This window comes from Paenibacillus sp. Lou8.1 (genome assembly GCF_024213565.1).
GTDB lineage: Bacteria > Bacillota > Bacilli > Paenibacillales > Paenibacillaceae > Paenibacillus > Paenibacillus polymyxa_B.
This window is the reverse complement of sequence record NZ_JANAVN010000007.1, coordinates 25456-43582: the sequence shown is the minus strand read 5'-3', so window position 1 is coordinate 43582 and position 18127 is coordinate 25456. Positions and strand designations below refer to the sequence as shown.

Genomic DNA, 18127 nt, shown 5'->3' with positions numbered 1-18127 from the left:
AAACATATGAAAATAAAATGTTTGATTGCTTTGCTTTTAAAAATAGTGAGGGCGGCCTATGTGGTCGTTCTCTTTGCGATATATCACTTCCATGGGATAATCCAATGCGATATAGCATGACGTGAACTACGGCTAAGGAGATGAAACATTTGGCGAATGAAAGCATCATCATCAAAGGCGCACGCGCGCATAATCTCAAAAATATTGACGTGACAATTCCACGGGACAAGTTCGTCGTCCTGACAGGGCTTAGCGGCTCAGGTAAATCGTCATTGGCTTTCGATACGATCTATGCGGAAGGGCAACGGCGGTATGTGGAATCTTTATCTGCGTATGCCCGTCAATTCCTCGGACAAATGGAGAAACCAGACGTTGATTCGATTGACGGTCTGTCTCCTGCCATTTCCATTGACCAGAAAACAACAAGTCGGAATCCACGTTCTACTGTCGGAACGGTTACCGAAATCTATGACTACCTGCGGTTACTGTTTGCTCGGGTGGGTCATCCTCATTGTCCTGAACATGGCATTGAAATTACTTCACAGACCGTTGAACAGATGGTAGACCGCATTTTGCAGTATCCTGAAAAGACAAGACTGCAGATTCTGGCTCCATTGGTATCCGGCCGCAAAGGTGAACATAAAACACTGTTCACGGATATAGCCAAGCAGGGCTTTGTACGGGTACGTGTGAATGGAGAACTACGTGAATTGTCTGAGAAGATTGAGCTGGAAAAGAACAAGAAGCACTCGATTGAAGTGGTCGTAGACCGCATCGTAGTTAAAGAAGATGTGCGTGCGCGTCTGTCTGACTCTATTGAGACGGCACTGAATCTTTCAGGTGGGCAGTTGCTCGTTGACATTATGGGGCAAGAGGAGTTGCGGTTCAGCTCCAACTTTGCATGTCCTATTTGTGGATTCAGCATAGATGAACTGTCTCCAAGAATGTTTTCCTTTAATAGTCCGTTTGGCGCTTGTCCAGATTGTGATGGGTTAGGAGTTAAAATGGTAGTTGACCCTGATCTGCTCATTCCCGATCCTGAAAAAAGTGTGGAGGATGGGGCGTTTCAGGCTTGGAGTGGTGGAACTTCCACTTATTATCCTCAATTTTTACAGTCAGTATGCGAGCACTACGGTATTCCGCAGGACATTCCTGTTAGTCAATTGACGACAGAACAAATGAACCTCATTTTACATGGAACGGGAGAGCAGAAGATCCGTTTCCGCTATGAGAATGATTTTGGTCAACGTAAGGAAGCCTATGTGACCTTTGAGGGGATTATCCCCAATCTGGAGCGTCGTTATCGTGATACGGCTTCTGAAGGTATACGTGAATTTATTGAAGGGTTTATGAGTGCAAAGCCATGTAACACCTGTAAGGGACACCGACTGAAAAAAGAAAGTCTGTCGGTAACCATTCAAGAGCGTAATATAGCTTTTGTGACAGCTTTGTCTATCGGTGAAGCCTCAAACTTTTTCCATACACTGGAGCTGAGTGAGAAGGAGAAGTCGATTGCCAATCTCATTTTAAAAGAAATTAACAGCCGTCTGGGATTCCTCGTTAACGTTGGTCTGGAATACCTGACTTTAAGCCGTGCGGCAGGCACGTTGTCAGGCGGTGAAGCACAGCGTATCCGACTGGCGACACAGATCGGGTCCAGTCTGATGGGTGTGCTTTATATTTTGGACGAGCCTAGTATCGGTCTGCATCAGCGAGATAATGACCGTCTGATAAGTGCTTTGGAGCATATGCGGAACCTCGGTAATACGTTGATTGTCGTGGAGCATGACGAAGATACGATGATGGCGGCGGACTATATCATTGATATTGGGCCAGGAGCTGGAATCCATGGTGGGATGATCATGTCGCAGGGGACTCCGCAGGAAGTTATGGAAGACCCGAATTCCTTAACCGGGCAGTATTTGAGCGGACGCAAGTTCATTCCGGTCAATACCGAGCGGCGTAAGCCTGCTGATAAGTGGCTGGAGATTCGCGGAGCCAAGGAGAACAATCTCAAAAATGTGAATGTCAAAATTCCGCTGGGTGTTTTCTCAGCTGTTACTGGTGTCTCCGGCTCTGGAAAATCGACACTGGTCAACGAAATTTTGTACAAAACGTTAGCGCGTGATCTAAACCGGGCGAGAGTACGTCCAGGGCAGCATAAAGAAATTCGCGGACTAGAACATATCGAAAAGGTTGTTGAGATCGATCAATCGCCAATTGGCCGTACACCGCGTTCCAATCCTGCAACGTATACTGGTGTATTTGATGATATCCGTGATTTATTCTCGCAGACGAACGAGGCCAAAGTACGAGGCTACAAGAAAGGCCGCTTTAGCTTTAACGTTAAGGGAGGCCGTTGTGAAGCTTGTAGAGGCGACGGTATCATCAAGATTGAGATGCATTTTCTGCCGGATGTGTATGTTCCATGCGAAGTGTGCAAAGGCAAGCGTTATAATCGGGAGACCCTGGAGGTTAAATACAAAGGGAAAAGTATTGCCGATGTGCTGGAGATGACGGTTGAGGATGCAACGGAGTTTTTTGAAAATATTCCGAAGATTCATCGCAAGATCCAGACGCTGATGGATGTAGGATTGGGGTATATCAAGCTGGGTCAGCCTGCAACTACCTTGTCTGGCGGTGAAGCACAGCGCGTGAAGCTGGCCTCCGAATTGTATCGTCGTAGCACAGGCAAAACCATTTATATTTTGGACGAGCCGACAACCGGTCTGCATGTTCACGATATTGACCGATTATTGACGGTGCTGCATCGTTTGGTTGATTCAGGAGAGACGGTGCTGGTTATTGAGCATAATCTGGATGTGATTAAAACAGCCGATTATCTGATTGATTTGGGACCGGAAGGCGGAAGCGGCGGTGGAACGATCTTGGCTACCGGGACACCGGAGCAACTCGTGAGAGTCGAAGAATCCTATACAGGTCGATACTTAAAGCCGATCCTTGAACGGGATACCCAGCGTAGTCAAGCGCTTCAGACAGTCGATCTATAGATACCATTTAACGTACGATTTAAAAACCTTGCACAGGCAGGAAGGCAGAATACGAACTAGTGTATTGATGCCTCCGTCTTGCAGGGTTTTATTTTTTTTGTAAAAAAAGAAAACTTTTATCAAATTCCTGCGTTAAAGCATGTGACACATAGTTTACCAAGCGCTGGAATAATAAATCTATACGTATATTCATCGACAGAAAGTCTCTGAGTAGTCTTTAAATTTTGGAGTTTTGGATGTTTAGGCTCGGGCTTGAAGAGGTAAATATATAATTGATTACTTAGCATCATACGGAGTTCCTTGCCCGCGTGACAACCATTACAAGTTGAAGCGAAACCGTCTGTAGTTTTATCACATCTAAGGTTCATACAACATCTTTGAGGAAGTCATGAAGGGAGCTGGAACGCTTGAAGATTAAGCAAAGTAGAGTTTTACGTACACGTGTATATTCATGGGCAGCAGGAGCTGCTTTGGCGGCATGTTTGATGGGTTATAGTGCTGCACCGTCCTATGCCTCCGAGGTGTCTGAAGCGTTTGCGCCCAAACAAGCCGAAATCGAAACAAGTGCAGCAATTGGCAGTATTAAGGATTTAGAAAACGCTCATGATTACATTCAACCCGCAGCGAATGGTGGGTTTTTAATGCTGAACGTCGAGGACGATACAGAAGCAAGTGTAGTACACGTCACATATGGCAAGCTGGACAGTTCTGTAGAGGCTGTATGGAAACATCAGCAGGACCTGAACGTACAGCCCGGGACAAGCAGCAGGGGAGTCCAGCGGGAGACGCCGGATAGGGGCTTGCTGTTTCTGATTGATTATACAAAACCGAACGGAATACGAGAGTTGCAGGCTTCCCGATTGGACGAGGATGGAAACACCTTGTGGTCCAAAACATTACCCACAGATGGCTTGATATCTCATGGGCAGGATTCTCAGGTTGGTTTGGAGACACTGGAGGATGGCAGTTTCCTGGTCTCCTATCTAAACCTTGCGGAGCAGTCCTTCACTGTACTCAAATACACTGAAACTGGTGATATACAATGGAATCGAACGACGGCCGGAGTGACCTCGGGTTGGCTAGTCGGCAGTCACAATGGATATTATGCGCTTTTGAACAGCTCAGATGGTCCCGTTGGGGTACAAGCAGATGTATATGGTCGCGATATTCGTGACATCCATCTGGACTTAGGATCAGGTAAAGAAATTGCCGCAGTACGTGAGTTGCCGAGCGGTCATATTGCTGTAACAGGGCTTAAAGGAAACAGCAAGCGTACACAGGTGCTTAGTAATGGTCTACAATTATTTAGTAATACAGAGGACTATGCGGCTGACCGGGTGTATCTGCCTGAGGAGCAGTTGTATGTCCAGTTCAGTGATCAATATGATCCACTGGGTAAAACCACGAAGATGCATGGCATCACTATTACAGGCCTGAAAGGAAACGGTACGAAGGTGTGGGAAACGAGGACTCATTATAAGGAGGATAATTCCTTCGGCATCCGATACGATACGGGATTGATATACAAGATACCTTCAGGCTACGTGGTGGTGACATCTACAACTGGTGCTTATAAGCCAACAGTACTGGATTTTGCGAAAATATTGATACCGGAGTAATCCGGTGTCTTTTTTTGTGAAATCGAGGGAAACGATATTGCGAGGTTGTATGACGATAAGAAACAGCCTGCTTGTATATGTAATACAAGCAGGCTGTTAATAGACTCTATATTTAGGATGCAACGTGGCTGGATTGTAAAATGGCAGACAGCTTTTCCTGGAAAGTCGGAATACCTACACGCTGTACATATGCGTAAAAGCTTTCGCCAGCGCTCCTGTTTTCTTTGTAGAACAGAATGAGCTCTGCCAGTACAGGTCCAACCTGATCCCCGCGTACGCGACCTTTGAGCGCCTTGTTAAACTGGGCGCCTGCTCCAAGCGCTCCGCCGACAGCGATATCGAACGCGTCGACCAAGCCTTCCGGTGTCTTAATAAGCGAGCCTTGCAGACCAATGTCCGCAATATGCTTTTGACCGCAAGAATTCGGGCAGCCGATAAAATGAATGCGCACTTTTTCATCCAATTGTACGTGCTGATCCAAATACTCGGCAACGTCAACCGCCCGTTTTTTGGTTTCCACTATCGCCAGATTGCAAAACTCATTTCCTGTGCACGATACTGTACGGCTCATAAAATGCTTGGGCTGTGGTGTCAGGCGTTGCAGCACGGGGGCTTCCAGTAGTTCATCCACTTGCTCATCCGGCACGCCGCTCAGCAAAATATTTTGCGACATCGTGGTACGAATCTGACCATCGCCATAGCGGTCAGCCAGGTCGGCCAGTTCGTGCAACTCATCAGCACTAAGGCGACCGACAGGCACGTTCAGACCGACATAGTTCAGACCTTTTTGAGCTTGAGGATGCACGCCGTCAAAATAGGCGGCTTGCCAGCCAATCGTTTTGTCCTCGCCTCGTCCGGGCATTTCACCGATGTATTCGGTGAGCTTAGCCAGAAATTTGTCTGGGCCCCAATCGGCAACGAGGAATTTCAAGCGGGCATGGTGCCGCTTTTCCCGATAGCCGTAATCACGGAAAATGGTGGTGACAGCAATAGCAACCTTCAGTACTTCCTCAGGACGAACAAACAAATCCAGAGACTGTGCCATATGTGGCTTGGCGGACAAACCTCCACCAACCATCACATGGAAGCCGATCACTTCTTTTCCGTCGAGGATCTTGGTGGCCGGAGTGAAGGACAGGTCGTTAATTTCAGCCTGTGCATTGTTGTACGTATTACCGGAGATAGACATTTTGTACTTGCGCGGCAGATTGGAGAAGTCTCGATTTAATAAGAAAAAGCGGTTTACTTCATCTACAATCTCCTGGGTATCCACCAATTCATTGGGATCGATGCCAGCCAGCGGATTACCGACAATGGTACGCGGGCAGTCTCCACAGGCTTCAAAGGAATACAAATTGACTTTTTCCAGTCTTTCGAAAATATCGGGCAAGCTTTCGACCGTCAGCCAGTGAAATTGAATCGCCTGGCGAGTGGTGACATCCACAAGACCGCGTCCATATAGCGCGGATATGTCCGCCAATGCATGTGCCTGTGCTGAAGTCATGATCCCTGTGTTGATGCGGACCCGCATCATGAAATGACCATCCTTGGGCTTTTGCTGATATACCCCAGCCCATTTGAAACGGTCCATATCGTCCGCAGAGATCGAATCATAGCCTTCGTTGGCATAGTTTTCGATAATGGTACGGATAACGTCGAGACCGTCCTTTTCCAGCTTGACTAACTCGAATTTGTTAAGCTTATCGGGATGAGCGTTCCAGATTGGTTCGTAGGCCATTCTTTTAACCTCCTGTAGGTGCTTATTTATACTTTAGTGTTTTGGATAGAGGACTCATGATTTTATTCTTTATTTCCGACAATAAAACTAAGATATAATGTGATGGTATCATAGTTGGTTATGCCCGTAAACGAAGGAATGACCTAAACGGTATAACGATTATTTATCGTTTTTGCTTATTTTTTTGATATAAGGATTTGGAAAATTTATAATATAAATAGCATGAGAGGACAGGGATGTAGCAAACGGCGCCTTTTAGAAAAAGATAGGGCTTAAAGCGATTGTATACGTGTCCCCTCTATGGTAGATTTGGACTAACTGATAGAACAGGGTCATGTAAGAGAGGAAATGGTGAGTATATGGGTAAGATGGGGAAAAGGGCAGTTGTTCTGGCTTTGGGCAGCGCTCTATGTGTTTCTGGAACGGCAGGTGCAGCCAGCAGTGGAACTGCGTTAAAGGCCAAAGTCATTAATGGTGGAGTCTATGTTAACGTAAGCGATATGAATAAAGCATTAGGAACCAGCGGCGCATATAACAGCGCAAATGGTACATATACGTTATCGGCCGATCGTGTGCCGCAGGTGGTTAAAAATGTATCTCCTTCTGTGGTCGGTATCATAGGCCGTTCAGCCACGGGAGAGACCGTAGCAGGAGGAGATCGATACAACCTGGCTCACGGCACGGGTGTTATCATTCGTACCGATGGATGGATTGTGACGAATGCGCATGTTATCGAAGGATTAGGTGATGCCGTGGTCGTAACCTCGGACGGAAAATCTTACGGAATCACCGACAGCTACAGCGATCCGATCAGTGACTTGGCATTAGTCAAAATCAAGGCAAGCGGTCTCAAACCCGCTACCTTGGCAGCTTCAACGAACAGTCTACAGGTAGGTGAGCAGGTAGTGGCTATTGGTACGCCTATATCCTTTTCACTTCGCAATTCGGCAACCTCAGGTGTTGTTAGCGGGCTGAACCGTGGTGTCAACGCTGCTTATCGTTTGATCCAAAGTGATACCGCGATCAATCCTGGTAACAGCGGCGGTCCGTTGGTCAATCTCAAGGGTGAGGTCATTGGGATCAATACGATGAAATTCTCGGCGGTCGGCATTGAAAATATGGGCTTTTCAATTCCGTCGGATACGGTGAAATATGTCATCGGCCAATTTTTCAAATACGGAGAGGTTCGGCGCGCCAGTCTTGGTCTGAGTCTGGAAGAGAGCTGGTCAGCTATCGTTGGATTACCTACCGAGGACCCTCTGAAAGTTACGAAAATTACCTCAGCCAATGCCATTCAGGCCAAAATCAAGGAAGGCGATGAGCTGTATAGCATTAACGGTAAGCGTGTGGCTTCGGCCATTGATGTCAATGAGCTGCTTAAAAACTATCAACCAGGTCAAACGGTGAGTGTACTAATGCAGTCGGACGGTGATATTGTGAAGCGCAAGCTAGTACTGACACAGGATAATGGTGAAATCTATGAGTCCATTCAGTCTGGAGAAGATGGTGAAGATTCGAACGGTTCGGAGGCCGCTGAAGATGGCGGCGTAGCGCTTCCTAAGGAAACATCGGAGCCAGCTCAAGGGGCAACTACTGGAAAGTGAACAATAACGGCTCTTGAATCTATAAAATAAAGCTAAAGGGAGATTTACTGTGAAGCATATTCAAAGAAAAATGATGCGTAAGCTGGGGGTCGGCGCTGTCGCATTGTCCCTTCTGCTTTCCGCTTTGCCAGCAGTTGCAGCAGATCAAGATAAAACCATGCTGGAATTGCGGTTGCAAAGCGGCAGCAATACAGCCATCGTGAACGGCCATAATGCCAATATTACGAAGCCATATTCAAAAAGTGGTGCACTGATGGTTCCAGCTGGTATTTTTAAAAAGGCATTTAACAGCAAAATTCGATTGGCTGAAGATAATGTGGTTAAAATCACTAGCGGAACTCATGTTGTATCGCTGACCATTGGTAGCCGTACTGCTTGGGTGAGAGGTCACAAGGTGACACTTCCAGCTCCACCGGAAATGTCATCAGGTATTCTCATGGTGCCTCTGCGTCAAGTAGCAGAAGGGCTTGGCGGTAAGTTGGAGAAGAACGGCGCCGGAATCATTATTCGGATGGAAGCACAAGAAGAGGCGGGCACGGTAGCTGAAGAGACACCGAATATTGATAATGATGAGGGCAAGACGCAGATCGGGAACAGTTACTATGGCTGGTCTATGAACTATCCAACAGGTCTCGTCATCGGTCAGGGAGGTGGAGATGAGAGTATCTCCACTTTTATGGATGAGAACAGTGCCTACTATATGGAGGTGCACACAGCGTCACAGCCGGTTCCACTGAATGCGGACGATCTGTTGCAACAATTAGTGCAGGCAGCCAAGGAAACGGGAGAAACTGTGATCGATCGAAAATCCTTCCCGAAAGCGAAGGTACCTTATGCTCGTGTCATTACGAAGGATGGGGACGGCGTATTGTGGGAAAATCGTCAGTACTATGACAACGGACGATTGTATGTAGTTTATTTTTCCGATGCTAAAGCAACGAATTATAAAGATCTGGCCCAGTATGCGGGACTGTTAAATTCCTTCAAAACCTCCTTTAATGCGCAGGATAAAAGTATTAAAGACTTGTCCACTGTCGTAGGAGGCACACGCGAGGCCGGAAATCCAGACTACGGTGTGTCACTCAGCATACCCGCAGGCTGGAAAATGGACGATCAACGGATGCAATATGAAAGTAATGATGGATCGAGCTTCCGCGTGAAAGTAACCTCGGCTCCAGCGGATGGAAAGTTGGAGAACTGGGGCCAGCAGCTGCAAAAATGGCTGAGCGATTCCTTTGTGTCCACAGCTTATGAGGCACAGAAGACGTATCCGCTGGAGGTTGCAGGCGTTCAAGGGTTAGTACAGGAGTACCGCTATAATTTTGGCGATGGATGGGTCAAAGAGTACAATGTGCTGATTCAGCAAAATGGATATCGCTATTTGGCTGAATACGCAGTGCCTGAAAAAGTAAGCAAAGGAAATGATCAGTTCAACGCGCTCATCTCCTCGCTTCAAATCGATTTTCAAACCGTAGCAAGTAACTTTGGACAGTTGGAAGAAGACGACTATTTGACGGACAAAACGAAAACGGTCAAAAAGACGTCGAAAGCCTATGAATATACGGTGAATATCCCACGATATTGGACCGCGATTAGCGATCAATTTGAATTGGGGGATGTAGAGTACCAGTTTACCGGAGGTCGTTTTTCCATCAAAATCGACAACGACCAATCATTTGAACTAACGGTATCCCAGCTCAAGGACTTCTATGATAAGCAAGCAAAGAACTACAAAAACCTCAAAGTTGAGGAAGTTAAGGACGTAACGTTTGCTGGTGTTCCGGCAGTGTCCTTTACATTCCATCGTATAGAGGAAGGCATTGGCTACACAGGCCACCAATTGGTTTTGGAACGTGACGGAAAAACGTATACTGTGACAACAACATTAAATGATGCGAACAACACGGCTGTACAGTCTAACGCACTGGATTCGACGTTAAATTCGTTTAATTTTGTGAAGTAGAAGGTGTAGGTAAAAGATTAGCGAGGTTGTGGGGGAAGCGCTACGCGTGCCATTTGAGCCTACGATCGCTGTTGACCCGGGATTCTTGGATTGTTTAAGTGATTTATATGTAAGAATCCCAGGTCAAAGGCGAGCGCTGACGCTTTTTCGGATTCAAATGGCCCGCTTCACTGGCGCCCGCCAAATACCACCAATCTTATAATGAGTGAAGTAAGCACTAGGGAAGTCTATACGGATTTCCCCGTATAGGAGGAATCCAAAATGATTACGCTAAAAGCAGTCGACAAACACAATTGGGAAGCATGTGCCGAACTTGAACCGACACCTGAGCAAAAAAGATTTATGGTATCTAACCTTTTTTCGATTGCGGAATGTCAGTTTTTAGATGGATTTTTATCTAAAGCAATTTATAATGATGACGAATTAATTGGTTTTACAATGTATGGTTTAGACCCGGATGACGGAAATTACTGGGTTTACCGATTTGTGATTGACGAAAGATTTCAAGGTCAAGGTTATGGCTACAATGCGATGTTGCTGGTTATCGACGAAATAAGGAAAGCCAGTGATAGGACGGATGTTATCATGATTGGGTATAAACCAGACAATGAACTAGCTAGAAAGCTATATAGTAAAACAGGCTTCAGGGAGAAGGGAATATCACCCTGGGGAGAAATGCTTGCGAAGTATAGGTTTGCCTAGTTAATGATAGGATGACTCACCTCTAAAGCACCGCTTGACGGGATTGGAGGTGTTTTTAGTATTATTTTTTAAAGGAATCGCTTGGAAAGTGTAGAAGCTTAGGTCGCAGTCTGGTACACTAGATTAGTTACAAGATAAGAATGATTCTGCCGCAGATGTTTGTGATGCGGATTTTTTGAGTTGGATGTAATTCACGCGAGGAACCGATGGTTCAGTGTGTGGATGATCGGACAAGATGATAGAGACGGATAAGATTTAAAATATGATTCTTAGTAGGCTTCCATTCCCCTGACTAAACATGATCAGCTTTGGAATGAGTCTATGGAACATCCATGAGATTACCAAGTAAGCAGCATAGCTGCCCTGAAAACAACGATTATTCCTCGGGGGATCATTCGTTTTCAGCATATGGGGAGGGCAATAATGAAATCAGCAGTACGAAGAGAAGATGTTGAGCTTCTGGCACCAGCCGGTGACTGGGATTGTATGCGTGCGGCGGTGGCAAACGGGGCTGATGCGATCTTTTTCGGGGTGGAAAAGTTCAATGCACGAGCACGAGCGAATAATTTTCGCATGGAGGAACTGCCTGAAATTATGGCGTTTTTGCATAGCTATGGAGTTAAAGGTTTTTTAACATTCAATATATTGGTATTTGAAAACGAGTTGGAGGACGCTAAGGAGCTGGTCGATGCCTGTATTGATGCTGGAGTCGATGCCTTAATTGTTCAGGATATGGGCCTGGTGAAAATGATTCGCGACATTTCACCGGATTTTCCGATTCATGGTTCTACCCAAATGACGATTACCTCGCCGGAAGCGGTAGAGTTTACAAAACCGTACAATATGGAACGGGTCGTGCTTGGACGCGAAAACAACCTGAAACAGATCCAAAAAATAGGCGATCAGGCGAGACTTCCAATGGAGGTATTCGTACATGGAGCGTTATGCGTATCTTATTCTGGCCAATGCCTGACTTCAGAAATGTGGGGCGGCCGCTCTGCTAACCGTGGTGAGTGTGCACAGGCATGTCGTTTGCCTTACGATCTGATGGTAGATGGAGAGCAGAAACCAATGGCAGATGTGACGTATCTGCTGTCACCTAAGGATCTGGCAGCGATCGACTTGATGCCTGAACTGATCGACGCGGGTGTTGTTTCTTTTAAAATTGAAGGACGACTGAAAACACCTGAATATGTGGCGAATGTGGTCAGCAAGTACCGCAAGGCCATTGATAAGTATTTTGATGGCGATACGTCCAAGACCAGCAAAGAAGATATTCGCGAGCTGCAGCAGAGCTTTTCACGCGGCTTTACGCACGGTTTTCTCGAAGGGACCAATAACAAGAAGCTGGTTGACGGTACGTTCCCGAAAAGCCGTGGGGTGTATCTGGGCCGAGTGGAACAAATCCTTCGTGATGGTGTAGTGTGCCGTATTGATGCCCCACTCAAGCGTGGCGATGGGATTGTATTCGATGCGGGAGATCCCACGCAAAAAGAAGAAGGCGGACGCGTATACGATATCCGCCGCAAGGGCGTGAAGATTGAAGGCGAAGCCGGAGAAGGCTGGATCATCGACATCGTAGCGGGACGCAACGATGTGGATCTGCGCCGTGTGCACGTGGGCGACCGCATTTGGAAGACCAACGACCCAGCGCTGGACAAACGTCTGCGCCAGTCGTACGACACCGACAAGCCGTACCGGGTCTTCCCGGTACATGTGCGGGTCAGCGGCTCCCCAGGGCAGCCGCTGTCGACATGGTGGACCGACGTGCAGAAGGGCACAACGGTCCGCGTGGACTCCGAGCTGGAGCTCGAAATTGCCCAGAAGCGTCCGATGACGCATGAACTGCTCGAAGAGCAGTTCGGCCGACTGGGCGGAACGGTGTTCCAGCTGGAAGAACTGGACGTCCATCTGCATGGGGACGTCATCGTGCCGATGCGCGAGCTGAACGGTATCCGCCGCCAGGCGGTGGAACTGCTCGCGGGTGAGCGCCCCAAACCGCCCGTGTACACGAAACGGGCGGTCGAGGTGTATGACGATGCATCGGCTCCGGCATCGTCTGTGGCACGCGGTCAGGCAGAGCTGACCGCGTTGTGCCGCAGCCTCCCTCAGGTGGAGGCTGCGCTCGAGGCCGGCGTGGAATTCATCTACGCCGACTTCGAGTTCATCAAGCAATTCCCGGCAGCCGTAGAGGCTGTGCACGCTGCAGGCCGCCGAATTGCGCTGGCGACCCCGCGTATTCACATGCCGGGTGAAAATGGCTACCACAACAACATCCTGCGCTTGAAGCCGGATGCTGTGTTGGTACGCAATCCAGGGGCACTGTATTTCTACTTGCGACATCGGTTGGAGAACCCGGACGCACATCATCCGCAATTGATTGGTGACTTCTCGCTGAACATAGCCAACCATAAAGCGGCTGATCTGTTCCTGGATTCCGGCTGCGACCTGGTTACGCCTTCGTACGATCTGAACATTCAGCAAATGGTCGATATGCTCAGACGTACGCGTACCGATAAGCTGGAGATCGTGATCCAGCAGCATATGCCCATGTTCCATACTGAACATTGCGTATACTGCACCTTTATGAGTGAAGGCACCGACTACACTAACTGTGGACGTCCATGTGAGGACCATCGCGCATCCCTGCGTGATCGAATTGGTATGTCTCATCCGGTCCGTGTGGACGAAGGCTGCCGCAACACGGTGTACAACGCGATTGAGCAATCCGGCGCGGAATACCTATCCAACTTCCTGGAGCTGGGCGTGTCCCGTTACCGCGTGGAATTTTTGGAGGAGACACCGGAGCAAGTGCATAAGGTTATTGATCTCTATAACCGTGCCCTGCGCGGAGAAATCAGCGGAACACAAGTATGGAAGACGCTGAAAGCGACGAATCAGTTGGGTGTTACACGTGGGCAGCTGGTGAAGTAAATAACAGTATATTTGTTCGGGAGCCAGAAAGACTCCGGCAGCATAATATATTCATATAGAAAGCAAGTGATTGGAAGACATGTTCTCTTTGAGGGAAGATGTCTTCTTCTTTAACCTATAAAATTCATCTATCTTCCTGTTATAATCATAGACAGTTATCTATCCGTTATATTGAAGACAAAGGAGTTTTAACCTATGAAAATCCGTAAAGCGATTATTCCTGCTGCGGGATTAGGAACCCGGTTCCTTCCTGCTACGAAAGCAATGCCTAAAGAGATGCTTCCCATTGTAGACAAACCAACAATTCAATATATTATTGAAGAGGCTGTTGCATCTGGTATAGAGGATATCATTATCGTTACTGGTAAAGGCAAAAGGGCGATTGAGGATCATTTTGACTACTCCTTTGAGCTGGAGCATAATTTGACTGCGAAGGAAAAATGGAATCTGCTCAATGAAGTGCGTAAACCATCGGAGATGGCAGATATCCACTATATTCGTCAAAAGGAACCTAAAGGGTTGGGGCATGCCATCTGGTGTGCACGTAAGTTTATCGGTGACGAACCTTTTGCCGTCCTTTTAGGGGATGACATCGTTGAGTCTGAGAATCCGTGCCTCAAACAGATGATAGACGTGTTCGATGAGTATCAGCGTTCTGTTGTAGGTGTAAAACAAGTGGATTGGAACGAGGTACATCGTTACGGCATAGTTGAAGGTCATGCACTTACTTCCAAAATCTCTGAAGCGGAACGATTGGTAGAAAAGCCAAAGAAGGAAGAAGCAACCTCCAACTTGGCGATCATGGGACGTTATATCTTGACGCCTGATATTTTTGATATCCTGGGTCAGCAATCTGCGGGAGTAGGCGGGGAGATTCAGTTGACAGATGCATTGTCCAAACTGGGAGAAAAGAATCCGATCCTGGCCTACGAATTTGACGGGAATCGCCATGACGTTGGCGAGAAATTGGGATTCATTGAAACAACGATCCATTATGCTCTACAGCATAACGAAATCAAGGATGAAGTACTGGCTTATATGAGACAGGTTATTGAAGATATTGATCAACAAAAATAAACACCTCACCAAACCTCTCTTTCTCCAAATAAAAAAGAGACTACCGGATGATATAACATCATCTGATAGTCTCTTTTTCTGTACTATTTCTCCGATTTTAACTGAGCAATTTGCTCCCTCTCCTTCGGATCAGCTTTAATCAGCTTATCGTACAATGCTTTGTCATCCTGTCCCTGCTGTTGCAGAGCAGCGATATAGTAGCGGGCGACCTCACGATTCGTAGCATCACTCAAATCGTCCTTCAGACCGTTTTTCAGGATGCTAGCAGCCTCTGCGGGCTTGCCTGACATGAATTCAATTTTGCCAGTGCTGAGCGCAATACCTGGAGTTACCTCAAAAGTACGTGGCAACTGAATTTCAGGTGGAACCGTCTTAATATGAGCTACCCCATCCAGAACCTGCTGGTATGCAGCAAGGCCTGCTTGGAAATATTTCTGCTCCTTGGCGGTGTCCTTCTGTTCACGTGCCTTATCACCAATAGAGTAGGCTTGAGTAATCAACATGTTGTACCAGTCATTGTCCCATTTGAAGTTGGAAATGTTATTTTCCAAAATACTGAAGGCTTGCTCATGCTCACCTTTTGCTTTTAAAAGGTTAACTTTGGAGTAATACATGATTTTATTATACGGTTCTGCCTTCAGGCCCGTATTAAGTACCTCTATTGCAGCATTATAAAATTCCTCTTTTTTCGTTTGATCATACACATTCTTGTACAGTGCAGCCAAACTTATAACCGAATCTGGGTGCGTAGGACGAAGTTCAAGATCCTTATTAATGGCACTTTGGATTTCCTCAAAAGATGTGCTGACCGCCATGATCTGTTTGGCAGATGTGGCAGCATTGGCCGATTGCACGAAGCGGAGACCTGCAAAAAGCACCACAATGCTTAGAATGCCGATGACTGCACTATACATGATTCGGAAACCAGAAGTACTCATGGACAAGCGTCTAAGAGGTTTGCTGTCCATAGCAGCGGCCATACCACCAAGACTCATAAATATCAGTATGCCCATGAACACGTAGCTCAGATTAAAGTCCAGCAAGCTATGAAGTAAGATCGAGAGCGCCAAAATGAGATACAGAAAGTGAGAATCCCGTTCTTCATCATTTTGTCTAATATAGTTACGGATATATTTGTAGAAAATAAATAAGATGAAAGACATGAAAATTACAAAACCGAGAATACCAACTTCAACCAGGTACTGCATGAAGAAGTTATGGGCCTGACGGCTTGTGTAAGGATAGTCTTGGTATTTCTCATATAAAGTAGCCCAACCGCCGCCGCCGGTGCCAATAACAGGATGATCTTTAATCGATTTGGCAGCATCCTGATAGAATACAAGTCGTTCCAGTACACTATGCTGCCGGAAATTGATATTTTCAAACCGGACCTGGACGTTTTCTGGTAGTACGCTGCGCAGGCCAGTTCCAATAAACAGAAAAGCCAGCAAGCCAATCACCACAACTGATCCGACAGGCAGCCACAGGTTGGATAACTTACGGGAAGTCCACCCTGTGAGGGCACTTTCCAACCTTGGTGCCAGATAACGTTCAACAAGCCACAGTACGACAGCGACAGTAAGGGAGACTCCAATAAGTAATCCCCAAGCCTTGGCAGCCTCTCCGCCGTTGTAGGTCTTATTGAGTTGTAATCCCATATTTGTAATCGGCGACAAGATAGATATTGACGCTACACCAGCAATGGCGCAATGCAAAATCCATATAATTTGGCGTGCAGGTTTAAGGAAAAGCAAGAGCAGCACGAAAACGACTGGCAACATAACCAGACCGCCCCGTGACAAGGTCAGGAACAGTGAGACCAGAATGGGCACCAACATGAAACCATGAGTAGCCTTGCCATACCATGATTTTGATTTCATTAAACAAAAAACGGCAGCGAATAAGAAAGCCATTAGAAAGGCGGCATATGTATTCGCATATTGAAACACTGATGTCAGCCGGAGCCCGTTTGTATCTGTCATGACTGCATTGGTATAACGGTCATGATACACATATTGGCTAAGCCAGCCTACCAGCTTGCCGGCAAGCACCCACTGTCCGAACCAGTTAATGAAGCCAAAGCCTACAATGACATAAGCAATAGTCATAATCAGATTGTGAATAATCTTATTGCCTAAGCGATCTTGGAGTAGATAGATTGAGATGATAAACAGGGCTGCATATATGCACTGTACCACCACCATATTCATGGCCAGGTAATGTGAAGCTGCTGATGTCAGTGAAAGCACATAAGTCAAGGGAAGCAGTAGTACTAATACAGCCAGCCAATCCCTTTGCTCTTCCAGCTTGAATTTTTTATAATAGGTTACGATTCCTAAAATCAATAGAATCGAGGCGATGATAACAGCCCAATAGAGAGGCTTCTCAAAGTCGAGCATTTGACCATTAAAAAGTGCAGCCTGGAAGGGGGCCCAAGCTAAGAACAAAATCATGCCAACAATTAACACCCAAAATATAGCCGGCCTTTTATCGTCACGGGTCGACGTTTTGGCCTGTTTCCCGTATACTGGATTCGACAAGGTTTACAATCTCCTTTTCTTGTAGATACGTCAATATTTTAGCATACATTGTCTTGTTATAACTAGTAACCCAATTTCACACGAAGTAAAATCGACTTATTTTAAATCTATAATTTAAAAAGGAAAGTTGGCGAGTAGTTGTGCATTCAGTTTTATTGCGTTTTCTAAAACAACATAAATTCATTTTTGATATGTCCAAAGATGACTTTAAAAAAAAATATGTTGGATCATATCTGGGAATTGCTTGGGCATTTATTCAACCATTAATTAGCTTGTTGATTTTTTGGTTTGTTTTCCAAGTAGGTTTTAAACATATGCCTATGAACGATTTTCCCTTTATTCTTTGGTTTTCTGTAGCATTAATACCATGGAATTTTTTCTCTGATGCACTTCAAACAGCTACTAATTCAATAACAGAGAATAGCTTTTTGGTGAAAAAAGTTATTTTCAAGGTCCAGATTCTACCTATTGTTAAGATTTATTCTTCATTGTTTGTACATTTGTTTTTTTTGGTCTTTTTATTCGTATTGTTTTCTATATACGGATTTCAACCGAACATTTACTATCTACAAATTCCATATTTCTTAATTTGTATGATCGCCTTACTATTAGGTCTTTCGTGGATTACTTCTTCACTAGTTATTTTCTTGAAGGATGTAGGCCAGGTGGTTTCCATGATTCTGCAATTTGGTTTTTGGCTGACTCCAATTTTTTATTCCCTAACGGCTATTCCGGAAAAATATCAATTTTTAATTAAGCTAAACCCTCTTTATTATATCATTGAGGGCTATCGTGGAATATTTTTGTATCATTATTGGTTCTGGGAACGGCCCCAACAAACACTGTACTTTTGGCTGGTTACTTTTATCTTTCTACTAATTGGTTACTACTTATTCAAAAAATTGCGGCCTCATTTTGCTGATGTCATTTAAAATTAAG

General features: G+C 46.0%; 10 protein-coding genes. 8 read left to right on the top strand and 2 right to left on the bottom strand.

Annotation, left to right across the window (positions count from 1 at the left end; all coding sequences use genetic code 11):
• Nucleotides 1-149 precede the first annotated feature (149 nt).
• A complete protein-coding gene (gene uvrA / locus NLX78_RS11580) occupies nt 150-3011 on the top strand; it encodes an excinuclease ABC subunit UvrA (RefSeq protein WP_254350469.1) in 2862 nt (953 codons plus the stop codon).
• A gap of 407 nt (nt 3012-3418) precedes the next feature.
• Nucleotides 3419-4630, top strand: coding sequence for a hypothetical protein (locus tag NLX78_RS11575; RefSeq protein WP_254350468.1), 1212 nt, complete (start codon nt 3419-3421; stop codon nt 4628-4630).
• A gap of 112 nt (nt 4631-4742) precedes the next feature.
• Here the strand turns inward: NLX78_RS11575 and NLX78_RS11570 are convergent, their stop codons facing one another.
• Nucleotides 4743-6368, bottom strand: coding sequence for a nitrite/sulfite reductase (locus NLX78_RS11570; protein WP_165177609.1), 1626 nt, complete (start codon nt 6366-6368; stop codon nt 4743-4745).
• Between the two features lie 359 nt (nt 6369-6727).
• Between NLX78_RS11570 and NLX78_RS11565 the strand changes: the two genes are divergently transcribed.
• The 5 genes from NLX78_RS11565 (at nt 6728) to galU (ending at nt 14648) form a co-directional block, all read left to right on the top strand.
• Nucleotides 6728-7972, top strand: a complete 1245-nt coding sequence (locus NLX78_RS11565) for a S1C family serine protease (protein WP_254350467.1) — start codon at nt 6728-6730, stop codon at nt 7970-7972.
• 49 nt (nt 7973-8021) lie between these two features.
• Nucleotides 8022-9935, top strand: a complete 1914-nt coding sequence (locus tag NLX78_RS11560) for a stalk domain-containing protein (protein WP_069290503.1) — start codon at nt 8022-8024, stop codon at nt 9933-9935.
• A gap of 261 nt (nt 9936-10196) precedes the next feature.
• On the top strand, nt 10197-10637 hold the full coding sequence (locus tag NLX78_RS11555) for a GNAT family N-acetyltransferase (protein ID WP_254350466.1): 441 nt from the start codon (nt 10197-10199) through the stop codon (nt 10635-10637).
• 423 nt (nt 10638-11060) lie between these two features.
• Nucleotides 11061-13571, top strand: a complete 2511-nt coding sequence (locus tag NLX78_RS11550) for a U32 family peptidase (protein ID WP_254350465.1) — start codon at nt 11061-11063, stop codon at nt 13569-13571.
• A gap of 195 nt (nt 13572-13766) precedes the next feature.
• Complete coding sequence (gene galU / locus NLX78_RS11545) at nt 13767-14648, top strand: UTP--glucose-1-phosphate uridylyltransferase GalU (protein ID WP_254350464.1); 882 nt, start codon at nt 13767-13769, stop codon at nt 14646-14648.
• A gap of 83 nt (nt 14649-14731) precedes the next feature.
• On the opposite strand, the gene NLX78_RS11540 is transcribed toward galU, so the two are convergent.
• Complete coding sequence (locus tag NLX78_RS11540; RefSeq protein ID WP_254350463.1) at nt 14732-17188, bottom strand: O-antigen ligase family protein; 2457 nt, start codon at nt 17186-17188, stop codon at nt 14732-14734.
• A 191-nt stretch (nt 17189-17379) separates the two neighbouring features.
• Between NLX78_RS11540 and NLX78_RS11535 the strand changes: the two genes are divergently transcribed.
• Complete coding sequence (locus tag NLX78_RS11535; protein WP_254350462.1) at nt 17380-18120, top strand: ABC transporter permease; 741 nt, start codon at nt 17380-17382, stop codon at nt 18118-18120.
• The last annotated feature ends 7 nt before the right edge of the window (nt 18121-18127 follow it).